General features: G+C 46.3%; 14 protein-coding genes. 4 read left to right on the top strand and 10 right to left on the bottom strand.

The features are described from left to right. Positions 1-100: 100 nt before the first annotated feature. The 3 genes from ACKLNH_RS02630 to ACKLNH_RS02620 all read right to left on the bottom strand — a co-directional run bounded on the left by ACKLNH_RS02630 (position 101) and on the right by ACKLNH_RS02620 (position 2,857). Positions 101-1,348 carry an outer membrane protein transport protein gene (locus ACKLNH_RS02630; RefSeq protein WP_413110674.1) on the bottom strand — a complete coding sequence of 416 codons (1,248 nt, stop codon included), beginning with the start codon at positions 1,346-1,348 and terminating at the stop codon, positions 101-103. Positions 1,349-1,584: 236 nt separating this feature from the next. After that, the gene (locus tag ACKLNH_RS02625) at positions 1,585-2,301 is read right to left on the bottom strand and encodes a DUF3379 family protein (RefSeq protein WP_413110673.1); all 717 of its coding nucleotides are present in this window, start codon (positions 2,299-2,301) and stop codon (positions 1,585-1,587) included. Further along, entirely contained in the window at positions 2,288-2,857 is a 570-nt protein-coding gene (locus tag ACKLNH_RS02620; protein WP_413110672.1) for a sigma-70 family RNA polymerase sigma factor, read from the bottom strand. Before ACKLNH_RS02620 ends, ACKLNH_RS02625 begins: the two co-directional genes overlap by 14 nt. 445 nt (positions 2,858-3,302) lie before the next feature. Between ACKLNH_RS02620 and fadI the strand changes: the two genes are divergently transcribed. Together fadI and fadJ are read left to right on the top strand one after the other, a co-directional pair. Continuing rightward, the gene (gene fadI / locus ACKLNH_RS02615) at positions 3,303-4,613 is read left to right on the top strand and encodes an acetyl-CoA C-acyltransferase FadI (protein ID WP_413110671.1); all 1,311 of its coding nucleotides are present in this window, start codon (positions 3,303-3,305) and stop codon (positions 4,611-4,613) included. Beyond that, entirely contained in the window at positions 4,613-6,712 is a 2,100-nt protein-coding gene (fadJ, locus tag ACKLNH_RS02610) for a fatty acid oxidation complex subunit alpha FadJ (RefSeq protein WP_413110762.1), read from the top strand. The genes fadI and fadJ overlap by 1 nt, the downstream gene beginning before the upstream one ends. A gap of 34 nt (positions 6,713-6,746) precedes the next feature. On the opposite strand, the gene ACKLNH_RS02605 is transcribed toward fadJ, so the two are convergent. Continuing rightward, positions 6,747-6,944 carry a hypothetical protein gene (locus ACKLNH_RS02605; protein WP_413110670.1) on the bottom strand — a complete coding sequence of 66 codons (198 nt, stop codon included), beginning with the start codon at positions 6,942-6,944 and terminating at the stop codon, positions 6,747-6,749. A gap of 167 nt (positions 6,945-7,111) precedes the next feature. Next, positions 7,112-7,984: a TraB/GumN family protein gene (locus ACKLNH_RS02600; RefSeq protein ID WP_413110669.1), complete on the bottom strand. Its 873-nt coding sequence runs from the start codon at positions 7,982-7,984 to the stop codon at positions 7,112-7,114. Between the two features lie 217 nt (positions 7,985-8,201). On the opposite strand from ACKLNH_RS02600, the gene ACKLNH_RS02595 reads away from it, so the two are divergent. Next, a complete protein-coding gene (locus ACKLNH_RS02595; RefSeq protein ID WP_413110668.1) occupies positions 8,202-8,960 on the top strand; it encodes an RIO1 family regulatory kinase/ATPase domain-containing protein in 759 nt (252 codons plus the stop codon). A gap of 52 nt (positions 8,961-9,012) precedes the next feature. On the opposite strand, the gene ACKLNH_RS02590 is transcribed toward ACKLNH_RS02595, so the two are convergent. Beyond that, a complete protein-coding gene (locus ACKLNH_RS02590; RefSeq protein WP_413110667.1) occupies positions 9,013-11,715 on the bottom strand; it encodes a copper-translocating P-type ATPase in 2,703 nt (900 codons plus the stop codon). Between the two features lie 68 nt (positions 11,716-11,783). Here ACKLNH_RS02590 and cueR point away from each other — a divergent pair, with 68 nt between their 5' ends. Then, entirely contained in the window at positions 11,784-12,209 is a 426-nt protein-coding gene (cueR, locus tag ACKLNH_RS02585; protein WP_413110666.1) for a Cu(I)-responsive transcriptional regulator, read from the top strand. Between the two features lie 72 nt (positions 12,210-12,281). On the opposite strand, the gene ACKLNH_RS02580 is transcribed toward cueR, so the two are convergent. The 4 genes from ACKLNH_RS02580 to ACKLNH_RS02565 form a co-directional block, all read right to left on the bottom strand. Then, positions 12,282-12,764, bottom strand: a complete 483-nt coding sequence (locus tag ACKLNH_RS02580; RefSeq protein ID WP_413110665.1) for an NfeD family protein — start codon at positions 12,762-12,764, stop codon at positions 12,282-12,284. Between the two features lie 35 nt (positions 12,765-12,799). Further along, the gene (locus ACKLNH_RS02575; protein WP_413110664.1) at positions 12,800-13,720 is read right to left on the bottom strand and encodes an SPFH domain-containing protein; all 921 of its coding nucleotides are present in this window, start codon (positions 13,718-13,720) and stop codon (positions 12,800-12,802) included. A gap of 538 nt (positions 13,721-14,258) precedes the next feature. Further along, entirely contained in the window at positions 14,259-15,113 is an 855-nt protein-coding gene (locus ACKLNH_RS02570) for a co-chaperone YbbN (protein WP_413110663.1), read from the bottom strand. Between the two features lie 437 nt (positions 15,114-15,550). Further along, the gene (locus tag ACKLNH_RS02565; RefSeq protein ID WP_413110662.1) at positions 15,551-16,378 is read right to left on the bottom strand and encodes an SDR family oxidoreductase; all 828 of its coding nucleotides are present in this window, start codon (positions 16,376-16,378) and stop codon (positions 15,551-15,553) included. Positions 16,379-16,381: the final 3 nt, after the last annotated feature.

Raw genomic sequence — 16,381 nt, 5'->3', positions numbered from 1 at the left:
CGCCAATGTTAGGTAACAAAAGTCAGGTAATAAAAAAGCAACCCGAGGGTTGCTTTTTTGATCGATAAATACGGTGTTATTGCTTAGAACACACTATTGCTTAAAAAACATAGTTGTATTGCGCGCCCATTAGCAACGCGTTAGCTCGAGTGGTTGCAGTAACGCTAGAGCCGATTGGCGAACTCTCACTAACTTGGACATCTTTACCAATCAGATAAGTGACACCCAAGTCGAAGCTTGATTTGTCACTAAAGTGATAGCTTACCCCGCCAGACAGCCAGTTACGGTTTGAGTCCGGCACTGAGATAGAGGTTAACTCGTCTTGAGCGCTGGTGTCATGTAGATAGCCTGCACGCAATGTCCAGCTCTCGTTGAGGTAATAGGTTCCACCAATCGCATAGTGCCAGCCATCTTGCCACTCATATTTGTTTATGAGTTCCCCAGACGTGGTCTCCAACTTATCGAAGGCACTCCAGCCAATCCACTGTACAGAGTAGTGAACGGCCACCTTGTCGGCTACTTTGTGGAAGCCTGAGAACTCCGCCATATCAGGCAGTGGCATTTCCAGTGAATTGTACTCAGTTACGCCAGTAGCGCCAAACTTTTGAACTTTACCTTCGGCTTTCAGTGTTGGGCTGTAACGGTAAGAGAGCCCAAAACGGTTATCAGCATTGTGCTCATAAACGGCACCAAGGTTAAAGCCAAATGCGGTGCCGTCGGCATCAACATCGAGTAGTTGTTGCTCACCAATTGACCCCACACCAGGAACGAATACTTCACCACTACGCTGTAGTTTTCCTGAACCATATATCAGATCTACCCCCCCACCAAGACTCCATTGCTCATCGAGGCGATAGGCAAGGCTAAGACCTAAATTGAAGCTTTTCACATCGGTTAAGCCGCCAAATTCAGAGGCAGCGTAGTCATCGGAGAATTCGGTTTTGGTGCCGAAATTGGAGTAGAGTGATACCCCAGCAGTAAATTGATCGTTAATCGGTGCAATAAAATAGAGGTTAGGTGCCACCGAGACACCACCAATATCTTGATCACCTAGTGTTGACTGCTGCTTAATTGGGCTTGTGTAAGTTGCATCTTTAACACTAACATCTGTATCAAGAACAACAAAACCGAGTGACAGTGCTTTGGAGTCAAACAGGCTCATCGCCGCGGCATTTCGTGCCATTGCAGAGGCATTGTCAGCGATGACCGCATCGCCAGCAAAGCCACGACCTAGCCCTGTCGCAGATTGAGCATTTAATTGAAACCCAGCAGCCATAACGGGCTGAGTCATGATGGTACCCACTGACAGTGCAAGCAGTGAGAGATTAAACAGACGCTTCTTGTTCATTTTATTTCCTTATAATAATGTTTTTAGTCACTTTTCAGTCACGAACAGATTGTAGGAATGTGAGTGTTGAGAGCAAATCTGACCAGTAACTAATTTGTCAAAAAAGTTTCAGAACCATGACATAGAAGGGCTTTTTGTTGTGTAGTTGTGAAGGCTCCCTCGTCGCACCTAGCTGCGATGAGGGCGGTCGCAGCTAGGCGCGTGTTAATTGTTACTGTTCGATGGAACTAAAGGGGCTATATCTGTTGCAATAAGTTGTTTTTAATTTTAGTTACAATGGGTGAGATGGACAGTTTTTTATCACCAATGACGATCAGGCTATTGTTTTCTAGCGGCACGAGCATGCCTTTATGCTGTTCATCTTCAAACCGGCTGACATTTTGGCTTGGTTGGGGAACCAAAAAAACAGTGACTTCTCCGTATTCGGTTTGCATGATCATATGCATTGCTGCGGTATCACCAAAACCACAATGGTTAACATAGCTGATATGATCATCAATGGCACTAAATTGACTATCAAAAGGGGCGAGCTTTGCATTGACTTGTGTTAGCGTCACATTTTCATCAATGTTGGATATAAACGACTGCTCTTCTAACATATGTGTCAGAGCAACTTGCTCTAGCGATGTTGCTTGAACCGGGGAGATGGCACTTCCCCAATTAAATTGTCCAAGCATTAAACCGAAGGCAAAGGCAACAGAAGCGGCCAAAGCGAAATGTTGGCGTTGCTTTGGTGATTTCTTTTCTGCATGCCCAGACTGATGAAACAAAATGCGATCAACCAGACCGTCGGGCACCTGAATATCATGTAATGCTTTATTTAATTGCTTATCCAATGCTTGAAGCTCTTCAGCCAAGACCTTGTTATTCGGTGCTTGCATGGCAACGGCCAGCTCGTCGTCAATATTGCCTGGGTCCGCCAGCAATCGGCGTCGGAATTCAAGCTCGTCCATTGTGGTATCCCCCTGATGATTTTTGCTTTTCAAGTATTTCTTTCAACTGATTTCTTGCCCTAAATAGGCGCGTCATAACGGTGTTACGGTTTAACCCAAGGATACTAGCGATTTCGTCACCACTAAATCCGGCCATGACCTGCAAAACGAGAGGCTCTCGGTATTCGGGAGAGAGATCCATTATCATGCGTTGCAGCTGCGTGTGTTCAGCGTGGTCTTCGCTGTTTGCAGAGTTATCAGCCACCACATGATCATCAATATCTACCAAATCAAGTTGTTTGCGTTCAAATCGTCGAGCATTTTCACGGCGTAATATCGTGATCAACCATGACTTTGCAGCCGCATCATCTTGTAGGCTATCGAGAGAGCGCCACGCTCGCAAGCAGGTTTCCTGCACAAGGTCTTCAGCAATATGTTGATCTTTGCAGAGCCAGTAAGCGTATCGGTATAGGTCTCGGTGCCATGCCCTAACGAGGGCCTCATAGCGTTTTTGCTTATTCATACTTTCTTTGACCGGACTTTTGATGGATTTATTTCCAAATTGAGTTATTCCCATGAGCTGGCCTATTGTTGGTCACGTAGCGCATTACTTTTGAGTGTTGGAGAGCAATTAATCAAAGTAAAATTGATCTGGTTCAAAATATGTATTGTTAGCCGAGATATAGTAATCACTGTCATCTAACTGTAAGTGTCCACTTCGGCGATTGCTTTTGTAATCATCGTGGTATTCACTCATGGTTTGTTGAGCAAGATGACAACTTCCTTTTGAAGGCTGACTTTACTTTCTCCTATCAGGGCAACCTGATTTGCAATTGGCTTTACGTTGATTGATTCTACGTAGATTGCTTTCCACGTAATTTTAGACCACGCTATCTGGCGTGGTTTTTTTTATTGCGATCTTTCACAGCCTCACCCCTTTTTTTGGCAATTGTTTGATTTATGTTTCTTTTTGGTTAATTATTTTAGAGGTCTGACCTCTAAAGTGCCAGTAAGGAGACGAAATGAATCATGGCCCACAACAACTTACCTATCGAGGCGAAAGAGTCGCGATTGTCGCTGGACTGCGTACCCCGTTTGCTCGCCAAGCCACAGCGTATGATGGTATACCTGCCGTTGATTTGGGCAAAATGGTGGTCAACGAACTGTTGATTCGTCATGCGGTTTTGCCTGAGTGGATCGAACAAGTGGTGTTTGGACAAGTGATTCAGATGCCAGCGGCACCAAATATTGCTCGCGAAATTGTTTTAGGTACCTCGATGAATGTCAGGACTGATGCCTATAGCGTTACCCGTGCTTGCGCCACGAGCTTTCAGACCGTCGCAAATGTTGCGGAAAGTATTTTGCTAGGCAACATTAGCTGTGGCATTGCAGGTGGCGCTGATTCAACATCGGTGCTGCCTATTGGCGTCTCGCAACAGATGGCGACGACATTGCTAAAGTTATCCAAAGCGAAAACCATTGCCAAAAAAATACAACTTCTGAGTGCACTCCGACCTAAAGACATTATACCTGTCCCCCCCGCCATCGCTGAATATTCAACCGGACTGAGCATGGGACAAACGGCTGAGCAGATGGCCAAAAGCCACCATATTAGCCGCAGTGATCAAGATGCACTGGCACACCGCTCTCATGTATTAGCTGCGCACGCATGGGAAAGTGACCTTTTGAATCAAGAGGTCATGACCGCATTTGTGGAGCCATATAAATCTGCGATAACGCAAGATAATAACGTGCGTGCTAATTCTGATCTGGCGAGTTACACCAAGCTCAAACCTGCCTTTGATCGTCACCATGGCTCGGTGACAGCCGCCAATGCGACGCCTCTAACGGATGGCGCAGCAGCCATTTTATTAATGCGAGAAGACAAAGCGAAAGCATTGGGATATCGCCCACTGGGTTATTTACGCAGTTATGCATTTACCGCGATTGATGTGAAGCAAGATATGTTAATGGGCCCATCATATGCGACGCCGTTGGCGCTTGATAGGGCAGGATTAACTTTACGGGATTTAACCTTGGTTGATATGCATGAAGCGTTTGCAGCCCAGACGTTAGCGAATATAAGCATGTTTGGTTCGGCTCAATTTGCTCGTGAGAAATTGGGGCGCAGTAGTGCAATCGGTGAGATAGATATGGATCGCTTTAACGTGTTGGGTGGGTCTATTGCTTATGGGCACCCCTTCGCGGCGACGGGAGCAAGAATGATCATACAAACGTTAAACGAGTTGAAGCGTCGCGGGGGTGGGTTAGCATTGAATACGGCCTGTGCAGCCGGCGGTATAGGTGCGGCAATGGTGTTGGAGGTGGAATGATGAGTGTGTCTGTATTTGAATTAACGATAGATGAACAGGCTATCGCTTGGATCAAGATGGATGTGCCGGGCGAGAAAATGAATACGTTACAAGATACATTCGCGCCACAGATTGCCACGCTACTAGACCGTTTAAGTCGTGAAAAGGTTAAAGGGGCCGTGTTGTATTCAGGCAAAGAAGATAACTTTGTTGCTGGTGCCGATATTCGGATGTTGGATAAGTGTACCAGTGAGGAAGAGGCTCAAACGATAGTCAAGACAGGGCAAACCGTATTTGATCGGATTGCCAGTTTGCCTTTTCATGTTGTTGCAGCGATCCATGGCCCTTGCTTAGGGGGAGGGTTGGAGTTGGCGATGGCGTGTCATAGCCGCATCTGTAGCGATGATGCGAAAACGCGCTTAGGGTTGCCAGAGGTTCAGCTTGGCCTATTGCCTGGCTCGGGAGGGACACAGCGATTACCCAGCCTCGTTGGTATGGTTAACGCGCTAGATATGATTTTATCGGGTAAGTCACTTCGGGCCGCCCAAGCGTATAAAACTGGGTTAGTTGATGACTGTGTGCCTAAATCGATATTGTTAGCTGTCGCAGCAGAAATGGCGTTGCAAGCAAAACCGACACGTAAAGGTTCTGCGTTGGACTGGGCTGCCAGTAAAAACCCAGTAGGGAGAAGCTTGCTTTTTGCACAAGCGAAAAGCAAGTTGTTAGCAAAAACGCGCGGCAACTATCCTGCTCCGGACGCCATTCTTAAAGTAATGAAAATAGGCTTGCAACAAGGTTATAAAGCGGGGCTTGCCGCAGAGGCGAGGCACTTTGGTCGCTTAGTTATGAGTGAAGAGTCAAAAGCACTGCGATCTATATTTTTTGCGACAACAGAGTTAAAGAAGCATGGTGCATCTGATACCCCGGCAGAACCGCCGAAACAAGTGGCGGTGCTTGGTGGTGGCTTAATGGGAGGGGGAATTAGTTATGTGACGGCGGTTAAAGCAGGCATTCCTGTGCGCATTAAAGATGTTTCAGAGCAGGGTATTTGCCATGCTCTCGCTTATAACCATCGATTGTTGAGCAAGCAATGTCGTCGCCGACAAATCAGTAAGGCGGAGAGACAGAAAAAGCAGTCGCTGTTAAGTGGTAGTACGCATTATTGTGGCTTTGCCAATAGTGAGGTGGTGATTGAAGCGGTTTTTGAGGATCTGTCTCTTAAGCAGCAGATGGTGGCAGACATTGAAGCATACTGTAAAGAGGAAACAATTTTTGCTTCTAATACCTCCTCGCTACCCATCGCGAGGATTGCAGCCTATGCAGCGCGGCCGGAAAATGTGATCGGTTTACACTACTTTAGTCCGGTTGAAAAAATGCCGTTAGTTGAGATCATTCCGCATGCGACTACCTCGATAGAAACGGTACACGCAATACAAGCATTAGCACGCCAGCAAGGAAAAACGGCAATCGTGGTCAAGGATAGGGCGGGTTTTTATGTGAATCGTATTTTAACGCCTTATATGAATGAGGCCGGGTATGCGTTATTAGAGGGAGGAGGTATCGCCGCGATCGATAACGCACTGTTAGACTATGGCTTCCCTTTAGGTCCATTCTCTTTGCTCGATGAGGTGGGTATAGATGTTGGTGCGAAAATTAGCCCTATATTGGCGAATGAATTTGGGGAGCGTTTTCATGCGCCAGCCCTGTTTGAACAACTGTTAGGTGCAGATCGTAAAGGGCGTAAATCCGGACAAGGCTTCTACCGGTATAAAGGGCGGAAGAAGCAACTTGATAAAGTGGTTTATTCTCTACTGTCCATCAAAGAGCAACAAAAAATCGATGCACCAGCGGTGGCGTTTCGTTGTGTATTGATGATGTTGAATGAGGCGGCAAGATGTTTGGATGAGGGCGTGATCGCATCTGCGCGCGATGGGGATATTGGTGCAATTTTTGGAATTGGTTTCCCTCCTTTTCTTGGCGGGCCTTTCCGGTATATGGATCGTTTGGGGATAGTTCAGGTGGTTGAGCAGTTAGAGACGCACGAGCGCCAGTACGGCAAACGCTTCACACCGTGTACCTTGCTGTTAGAGATGGCACAAGGGGGGCGGTCGTTTTATTAGCCGAGCACGGGCTGTCTGTCGTTAGCGTTGGCGACTAATAAGATTGCTCGTCAGCGCTAAACAGCTCACTAATCAGGCTGAGCTCGGCATCAGATAACACGTTTTGCTGTGTATAAAGCGATGATTCTGAGCTGTCTTCAAATTTATTGAGTGCTTGTAATAACGTTTTTCGTTGTGATTTGGTCATCACCGTTAATTGCGCTTTTAGACGATCAAACTCTTGTTCATTCATCGTGACTCTCCCTCAAGACTGATAACAGAATGGTACCCTTGAAAAAGCAAATGTATGTCACGGCAGTGTTAAGCTTCAGAGAGGTAAAATGCCGAGCATGAATGTATAGCTTAGCATTGGTGTGCTTGCTGGTATGTGACTGGGTGCATACTATTCTCTATTGGCATCTATTGATAGCAATGGCTAGATTGTGATTGACTTGCCTGCTCAACGGTAAATCCGTGCTGCTTAAGTAGTGATGGTAAGCCTTGTGGCCCTACCATGTGCAACATACCGACCACGACCAGATAATGACCCGGTGCAATATGTCCCTTCAACTGCTCACTCCAATGCCGATTTCGTTGATAGATAAGCGCGTTGTCGGTGTCATTATCGATACGGCTGTCATCAAGCAGTCTCTCAAAAGCGGCCAGGTCGCCTGCTTGCCATGCATCGCTCATGCAACGTACCATTTCTTGCATTGGTTGCCACTCCTCGAGTGTGTGGAGCAATAATGGTAAGCCATTCTCTGGCAGTTGGCTGAGGAGTGCCATTTGCTGCTCGATACCTTCCAATTCGATTATTGGAACCGCTTGCGCGTGAGCGCTTTGCAACACTTGTATATCGATACCCCACTCGGGACGTAGCCCAGCTTGTTGAGCTTGGTGAAGTTGTAATTGCAGTGCTGTTAACCAAGGTGGTGCGTTCATCAGGTGGCGAAAGGGCAGTTTGAGCTGGTTGGCGATGCTGCGCAGCGTTGCCTGTTGTTGTGTGGTTAAATTATCGCGAGTGGTTGTAGCTATCGCTGTTGCTGATAGGGGAGACGCAGGTTGCAGTATGTTAGCTTCAACAATCACGCCGTCAGCCTCTTTAACATAGTGTGACAGCATATCTTCGAATGATGACATGCCACTATCCCCCATATGGACAGAGCCAATTAACGTGTAATGGGATTGACCCTGACTAGCCGTCCATACCAAAGGGGCAGCACTGATTGAGACAGAGAACAGTGAGAATAGTAGTGCAGTCGTAAATTGGGCTAGCCCTCTACGTTTAAACATCAGTAATTTCTCTGTTGCAGATGAAGTTCAGCCTATTGTGCCAAGCCGATATCATGACGTCACGGTCATTTTTATTTTCTGTTCAGTTTATTGGGCAATTTTTCATTGTTGCGCTGCTTTTTTGCTCTGTTGAACCACGTTATCGAGGCTTGAGTGTTGTGTTCCTAGAGTGACCCATCTAATCTTGCAGAGTTAATGAAATAGAGATGAAGATTTAATGAATCTAGAGCAGCTTCATAGCCTCAGTTTAGAGTTGGCGAAGACAAAACCAGCTGGCGTATATCCGATTAGTGTGGATAACCAGAAATATTGGGTAAAGGTTTGTGGTGAAGATAAAAAAACGCTGACGAGGATGCTGTCGGCGTATTTATCCCAATTCAACATGATGCGATTCCTGCGTACGAATGCAACGAAGAGTGCTCAACAGCGTTTTGAAGAAGAAGTCAGCATAATGTCGCGTTTAGCAGAGCAAGGGGTGCCCGTGCCTGCGCTGGTGGCTAAGACAGCCCAATACTACGTTACTCTGGATTCAGGCAGAACACTAAACAGTGTTGAGCCTGAGCAATTGCCGTTAGATCTGAGTGATAAAGTGTTTGAGTTGTTTGCCAGTTTGCATCAGATTGAAATCGTGCATGGCCGCCCCGCTATGCGCGATATTTTATTGCAAAGCGATGGTAGTGTCGCGCTGATTGACTTTGAAGAGTCAATGCCTGCACCATCACCGCAGATGATGGCAAGAGATATGTTTTTATTGCTGATGGATTTTTGCCGCCTACCGCAAGTTACGGAGGAAGATAAATTGCGTGGCTTGGCGCTATGGCACCAACGAGTAGGGGATAGTGCGTGGCAAGAGCTAAAACGTATTGCTCGACTGTTGAATCGGTTTCGTTTTGTTGCCAAGGCCATTTTGCTGTTTAAAGATAACCGCACCTCAAAGCAAATTCTTAATGCACTCGCTTTGATTGAGCGGATTTAACCTTGCAGAGTAACTCAGTAGCCAGTGATAATTTGGCTACTGAGTTTTTGCCTTAAGCCTTTGGTTGGAATAGGCGCAATCGGTTCGCATTTGAGACGACCGTAATAGATGATAATGCCATTGCTGCGCCCGCTAGCATTGGATTGAGTAACGTCCCCGTGAATGGGTAGAGAATTCCCGCTGCGACCGGAATGCCAATTATATTGTAAATAAAGGCACCAAATAGATTTTGGTACATATTACGTAAGGTCGCATTAGAAAGCTGCAGCGCATCCACAGCAGAGCCTAACGAGTGGCGTACCAGCGTGAAATGCGCCGTTTCTTTGGCGACATCACTACCACTCCCCATCGCCATGCCAACATGAGCAGCGGCTAATGCTGGCGCATCGTTAATCCCATCGCCGATCATGAGTACACTGCGGCCTTGCTCCGTTAGTTGCTGAATAGCCGCTGCTTTTCCATCAGGCAGTACATTGGCAATCACCTCCGTAATACCAGCTTGCTGAGCAATGGCTTTGGCGGTGATGTGATGATCGCCCGTCAGCATAATGACTTGTTTACCCATTCGTTGAAAAGCGCTGACGGCAGCTTGGCTATCTTCGCGCAAGGGGTCGCTAATGCCGAGCAGGGCAATAGCTTGATCATTGCAGGCGACAAACACCGCTGTGGCACCGCTTGCCGCCAGTTTTGCAGCAGATTCAGCAGGATATGCAATTCCTTGCTCTTCCATTAAGCGTTGATTACCGATAAACCATTGCTGGTTATTAACATAAGCTGCAACGCCTTTACCGAGATGAGCGATAAACTGATCAACGTTGTGAACGGAATGCCCAGCTTGGCTAAGGGCGATAGCTAGCGGATGCTCGGAATAACACTCAATGCTGGCGACGATATCAAGTACATCCTGTTGTGACAGGCTATGCTCTTGTTTTAGTAAAGCAACAGAGGTGATTTGTGGGGCGCCTTGGGTTAGTGTGCCAGTTTTATCTAAGACAACGGTATCGACACTATTGGCAAGCTGAAGGGCATTGGCATCCCGGATGAGCACGCCAAATTCGGCAGCTCGACCAACACCGATGGTGACTGACATTGGTGTTGCGAGACCGAGTGCGCAAGGACAAGCGATAATCAATACACTGGTGGCAGCAACAAGCATGTAGCTAACCTTAGGTTCTGGGCCGAGTAACCACCATAGTAGGGCAGTGCACAAGGCAATGATCACAACGATGGGAACAAAAACGGCTGCAATGCGATCGGCGAGCCTTGCAATGGCTGGCTTCGAGCTTTGTGCTTGGCGAACCATGTCAATAATGCGTGCGAGAAGGGTATCGTTTCCGGTTGCTGTGACGGTGTAATCTAATGTGCCTTGTTGGTTCAGTGTGCCGGCATGAACGGTATCCCCCGTTTGTTTGTTAACGGCAATTGGCTCCCCTGTTAGGAGCGACTCATCAATAAAGCTGTGACCGTGTGTTACTACGCCATCGAGCGCCACTTTTGCGCCGGGCTTTAAACGCAGTTGCATGCCGGGGGTGATTTGGTCGATATCGATGCTCTTCTCCGCACCGTCGACGATAGTGATTGCTTGAAGTGGTTGAAGATCTAAGAGCTTTTCCAGTGCTTTTGATGAGCGCCGACGAGCTTTGGTCTCAATTGCGTGCCCTAATGAAATTAGACCAATGATCATCGCTGAAGCTTCAAAGTAGACATGTCGCGCGCTTTCAGGAAAGAGTGAAGGCTGGACAACAACCAACATGGAGTAGAGCCATGCACACCCAGTGCCTAATGCGACGAGCGTATCCATGGTGGCACGCTTATGGGATAACGCGGTGATGGCATTGCGGAAGAAATCACGCCCTGCTGTCGCTAACATGAATAGCGTTAGTATGCCGACCAATCCCCAGCCGATTTGTAGCTCGCTTGATGTAATCATCATTGAGCCACCAAACATGCCATACCCCATCATGGGTAAGCTTAAGGTGAGTGCAATCGCAGTATCACGCAGATGACGGCGGTAACGTTGTTGGGACTGTTGCTCTAAAGTTTCACGGCGTTGCTGTTCGCTCACCATCAAAGACGCTGGGTAGCCTGCATGGTTAAGCGCAGTGATAATAGGCTCAGGATCGTTGGCGTATACCGTTGCGCTACTTTCAGCAAGATTGACGCTGACTTCGGTGGTGTCTGGTTGTGCACGAATGGTTTTTTCGACGGACGCAACGCAACTGGCGCAGGTCATGCCATGAATAATAATCTGCCAGCGTTGTCCTTTGGCGGTGTTCTGTTGTTGCTCTGTTGCGGCGGGCGCTTCAGCGTTATTTGGCGGGGTTAAATCGGGAGTATTGTGTTCATGATGTATCGATTTGCTTGCTGTTGGCGGTGTGTCGAGTACAACAGCATAACCGAGTTCTTCAATCAGTTGAGTTAGCTCCGCCGCAGTAATGCTGCCTGTCACTCGCATAAACGTCTTTTCAACATGGTAATCGTCAACATTGGGCGCGTTCTCAAGTGCGGCTTTAACTTTGTTGACGCAGCGACCACAGCTTAATCCAGACAGTGCCAATGTGATGCTATCTGGTACGTCAAAGCCCTGCGCTTGAATAAGTGCAATTAAGGAGGTTCGGCTGATCTCTCCTGTTACTTGTAGATCCGTCTTGGTGACGGTGTAGTGACTGATATTGTCTTGTTGGCTTAGTGCTTGTTCTAGTTTTTGAATGCAACGGTGGCAGCGTAGCCCCGACAATGGTAGCTCATAAATCATTGTGTTTATCCGTTCTTTTACGATAACATCAGTGTAAAGGTTCCAGTTACTGTAAGGTCAAGGGTAGAATGAATATTAGTGAGATTGCGCGTTTAACCGGACTAACAAGCAAAACTATTCGCTTTTACGAACAGAAATTGCTTATTTCAGCACCGCAACGAGCAGAGAATGGTTATCGATCCTATAACGATGGGCATGTTGCAGAACTGCAGCTGATTAAGCGGGCGAAATTAATTGGTTTTAGCCTAGATGAATGCCGTGCATTGCTGGATTTATCCCGTAACCCCGATCGACATAGTGCGGTGGTGAAACAGCATGCACTGGATAAACTGGCCGAGATTGATACAAAAATTGCCGAATTGCAGGCGATGAAAAAGACGTTAAGCGCACTGACACAAGCATGCCCGGGTGATATGTCTTCACAGTGCCCAATATTAACAGCGTTAAGCGGGGAGCGCGCCGCCGTTCCGTGTTCAGAACATCATGATGGCTAATATCGATAGGAAAGGGACGCATTGAGTTAACACTGCGCCCCTGTGGCATGAAAGCGGAGAATCTAGTTTGTTTTATTGATCAGCGGAAGTGGCATCGTTTTCATGTTTAGGGTTTGTGGGGACAACCCACATTACACCGACTTCCATTTTCACCACTTTAACCTCAGTCCCTGCAGGAATCGGTGAGTTGCTTTTCAATACCCATGCGACGCCAGAATATTGATAAGTTGTTTTACTGTCCTTATCTACATCTGACTCTAGTATCAGTTGGTGCCTTGAGAAATCGAGGTCTAAGTTTTTATCATCGGTTTTATTTTGGAACTTCTGTAATGGTTTATATAACAAGACCATCAGAACAGTAAGCGTTACCGCTAATAATATTGGTAGGTTTGAGCGCTGAACCAGTTCGAATTGATAAGCTAAACCAGTCACAATCAACGATACACCACCGATTAACAAAATAATCGTGGATATCCCCAAAACTGCCACTTCAATAACTATCAGAGCGATACCACCAGCAATAAGCCACTCTGCTAAATAATTATCAAACCCCATCAGTGATCCCTTTATTGATATGAAAGCCTAGTTATTTACTTTTTCATGGCACTTAAAATTGATGTTGCTTGGGCCACGATAGAGCCAGCTTCTGTTGAACTATCAGGTAGTAGCACAACGGTCGACTCCTTGGCGATTTCACGCTTGGCTTCGATTGCTTTTGATGCCAGCTCAAGCTCAACCGCTTTTTGCCCCTCAGCCGTTGCTGCTGCATCACCGACCAGTTTTAGCGCCTCAGCTTGTGCGGTTGCGACGGCAACGAGGGCAGTAGCCTCACCTTCAGCAGCGAGAACTTGTTCTTGCTTTTCTGCTTCAGCGGCCAAGACACGAGAACGTTTTTCACCTTCAGCAACATTGATCGCTGCTGCTTTTTCTCCTTCAGACTCAAGGATTTTGGCGCGACGTTCACGTTCAGCTCGCATTTGACTTTCCATCGCGCTCATCACTGACTCTGGAGGCGTGATATTTGATAGCTCATAACGCATAACGGCGACACCCCAAGAAGAGGAAGCTTCGTTAATCGCAGATACAATTGAAGCATTCAAGGCATCACGACCTTCAAATGTTTGGTCAAGTTCTATTTTACCAATCTCTGAACGCATGGTTGTTTGCGCGAGCTGAGTTACCGCAAAAGCGTAATCATCTACACCATAAGTGGCTTTATAAGGGTCTAGCACGCGGAAATACAAGACGCCATCAACGATAAGCTGAATATTATCCTTCGTAATCGCTGCTTGACTTGGAACATCATATGCTTGCTCTTTTAAGCTACGTTTAGCTGAAACGCGATCGATAACTGGCACGAGGTAGTTCAGGCCTGCTTCTTTATTGGACTGGTATTTGCCAAATCGTTCTACAACCCATACTTCATTTTGAGGGACAAAACGTATTGAGCGAGAAATGACAATAATAACTAATACAACCAGTGATATTTGTACGATAAAGCCAATATCCATAATGATAATTCCTTGTTTGGTATCCTAGAGTAAAGGTGAGTTACGCGCTTAAACTTTACCAAATTCTGTCATTAGTTAAAGTTAATGACGAGAATAAATTTTCATGCCAGCTAAATTATAATCTTTTGCCTAGCTAAAAATGGAGGAACAATAATTGTAGCTTTCTCTTTTAACAAAGTAGAGCGGCAAAAATAGGGTAAAAATAACGCGAGATATCATCACCAAATGACAATAAACTCGATAGTTAGAAGTGATGAAGAGAGTTAAGCTGTGATATGGACGACGATTTAAATCGTGATGAATGAAAATAATCAGTGATTATTTCAAGTAAGCGATTAAAAACTAACGTTTGTCCACGTATTCACTGTTTAATTCTACCTATTGGCACCGCCATTTTAATATCACCACTGCTCAATAACTATCTGTATTATATAACAATATCATAAATGATTTGCTTGCTTAATGTTTGTTATCAGCATGACAGGGAGATCTCCCTCCCAAGTCATGCTGAAAATAGCGCAATAACTGAACTAATTAATTAGTAGAGCAATGTGTAGAGCTGTCGACGATAGCGGTTAGCAATCGGATTGCCTTGCCCTAAGGCAGTAACGATATCCATAAAGGTTTTCTTTACCTGTCCATCTTGGCAATTGAGATCGCTGCGAAGGAGTGCGAGTAGTAGCTCGAGTGCTTCTTCATCCCGATTAACCTGATGATACTGGATGGCCAGTTCAAAACGCAGCTGTTCGTTGTTTTCATCATTGGCAAGCTTTTCTTCGAGCTGTTGGATCTCTGGGCTATTACCAGCTTGCTTTAATAATTCAAGCTTCGACAGTAGCGCTTTATATTGGCTCTGTTGATCTTGCATTGGAATGGTGGCCAACAGTTGTTCTGCTTCGTCGATTTGATGGGTTTCTAGCAATGCGTTGATCAAGGCCAGTGTTGCCAAGCTATCTTGAGGAAGTTTTGGGGCAAGCTCTCTTAGAACTGGGATGGCTTGCGAGAAATCTCCCTCTTCAGCCTGCTTTAATGCTGTTTGTAGGGCGATTTCATCTTCGCTTGGCAGGTGGCGAGACAACATTTCACGTAGGCTTGCTTCAGTTTGAGGGCCGGCTAGGCCATCAGCGGCTTGACCTTGCTTGAATACTGCGATCGTTGGCAGGCTACGAACGCCAAACTGTTGCGCGACCATCATCTGCTCTTCGCAGTTTAATGTCGCTAATAGCACCATGCCCTGATAGGGGGCAGTGAGTTGTTCTAGCCATTGTGTTGCTTCTAAAGACTCAGGCACTGACTGTGCGTAAAAACTAATAATAACAGTCGTTTGCATTGACTGCTCAATAACTTGGGCTAAGTTTTGTTCGTTGATTGCAATCGTTTGAGGGCTGTTCATGTTTTAAGTTCCTTTGTTCTTCTAATGATAAATGTGGGGGTATGTTGGTGAGATATCAAGGGAAAACGGTAAGTTGTAGAAGGAAGATAAAACAAAAGGCTGTGGTGGAAGGGAGAAACCATCGTCTACAGCCACTTTTGTTATTTAGGGAAAGAGCATGTTCAAAAAGTAAGAAGTACAGCGAGCGCTATACCGATACAAATGAAATTAATTTGACGTAGAGACATGTTTCACCGTTATTTTACTTATTCTTAGTATTTTAATGTTGTAGTAACCTCAGAGACTCGCCGTTTGAGCTACACGTTGTTGAGTGATCTATCTGAACAAGCGGGCATCTCTGAGGTTAATTACACTAACAAACAAACATGTCATTAATATTACAAAAGGTTCCTTTTTAGGCGTTAAAGGATTAAATCGCATTGAAGCTCTTGTTTATGCTAATCATTTCGTAAGAGAACGCGATCCAAGTAGCGAGTCGGCAGACCTCTTTTAAGCAATGCGCTGATCTTCGTTGGCGTGGTTACTCGATAACGTGCTCGTGGTCGAGGGCTTTGCAATGCATGAAGTAATGGTTTAACAATCGCTGTCGCAGGAAGCGTAAACTTTCCGTCCCCGTTGGGGCGCTTTAATCTATCAAGTTGCGTCGTATACGCTTGCCGGAAAATGCTGTTGTTGACATCTACATTCTGTTCAATGGCTTTGAGTGCATTTTGTCTAAACGCCGACTCGATGGGGCCGGGTTCTATTAGGCTAATGTGGATGTCGGTGTCTGCAAGCTCAAGGCGTAGGGTATCGGTCCAGCCTTCAATGGCGAACTTACTCGCGTTATAAGCTCCCCTAAACTTAAGCGCAACAATCCCTAGCACAGAGCTGTTTTGAATGATCCTACCGCGGCCGTGCTCCCGCATCATTGGCAATAGTGAGGTCGTTAGTTGGTGCCAACCAAAGAAGTTGCTTTCAAACTGTGTGCGTAAGACATCTGTGGAGATATCTTCCAGTGCACCGGGTTGCCCGTAGGCACCATTGTTAAACAACGCAAACAGTTTGCCATTGGTCAATGCCGTCACTGCGGCGACCGCTTGCTCGATACTGTGACGATCGGCGAGATCGAGTTGAATACACTCTAGCCCCTCTTGTTGTAGTCGCGTAACATCCTCTGGGTGTCGGCATGAGGCGATCACGCGATAGCCATGTTGTTGTAGGGCATGGGCACAGGTGTAACCAATGCCAGAGGAGCAACCAGTGATGAGAATAGAATCAGACATAGA

The sequence above is a fragment of the Thaumasiovibrio clandestinus genome, from assembly GCF_047250365.1.
GTDB lineage: Bacteria > Pseudomonadota > Gammaproteobacteria > Enterobacterales > Vibrionaceae > Thaumasiovibrio.
This window is presented reverse-complemented; position numbering and strand designations above follow the sequence as displayed.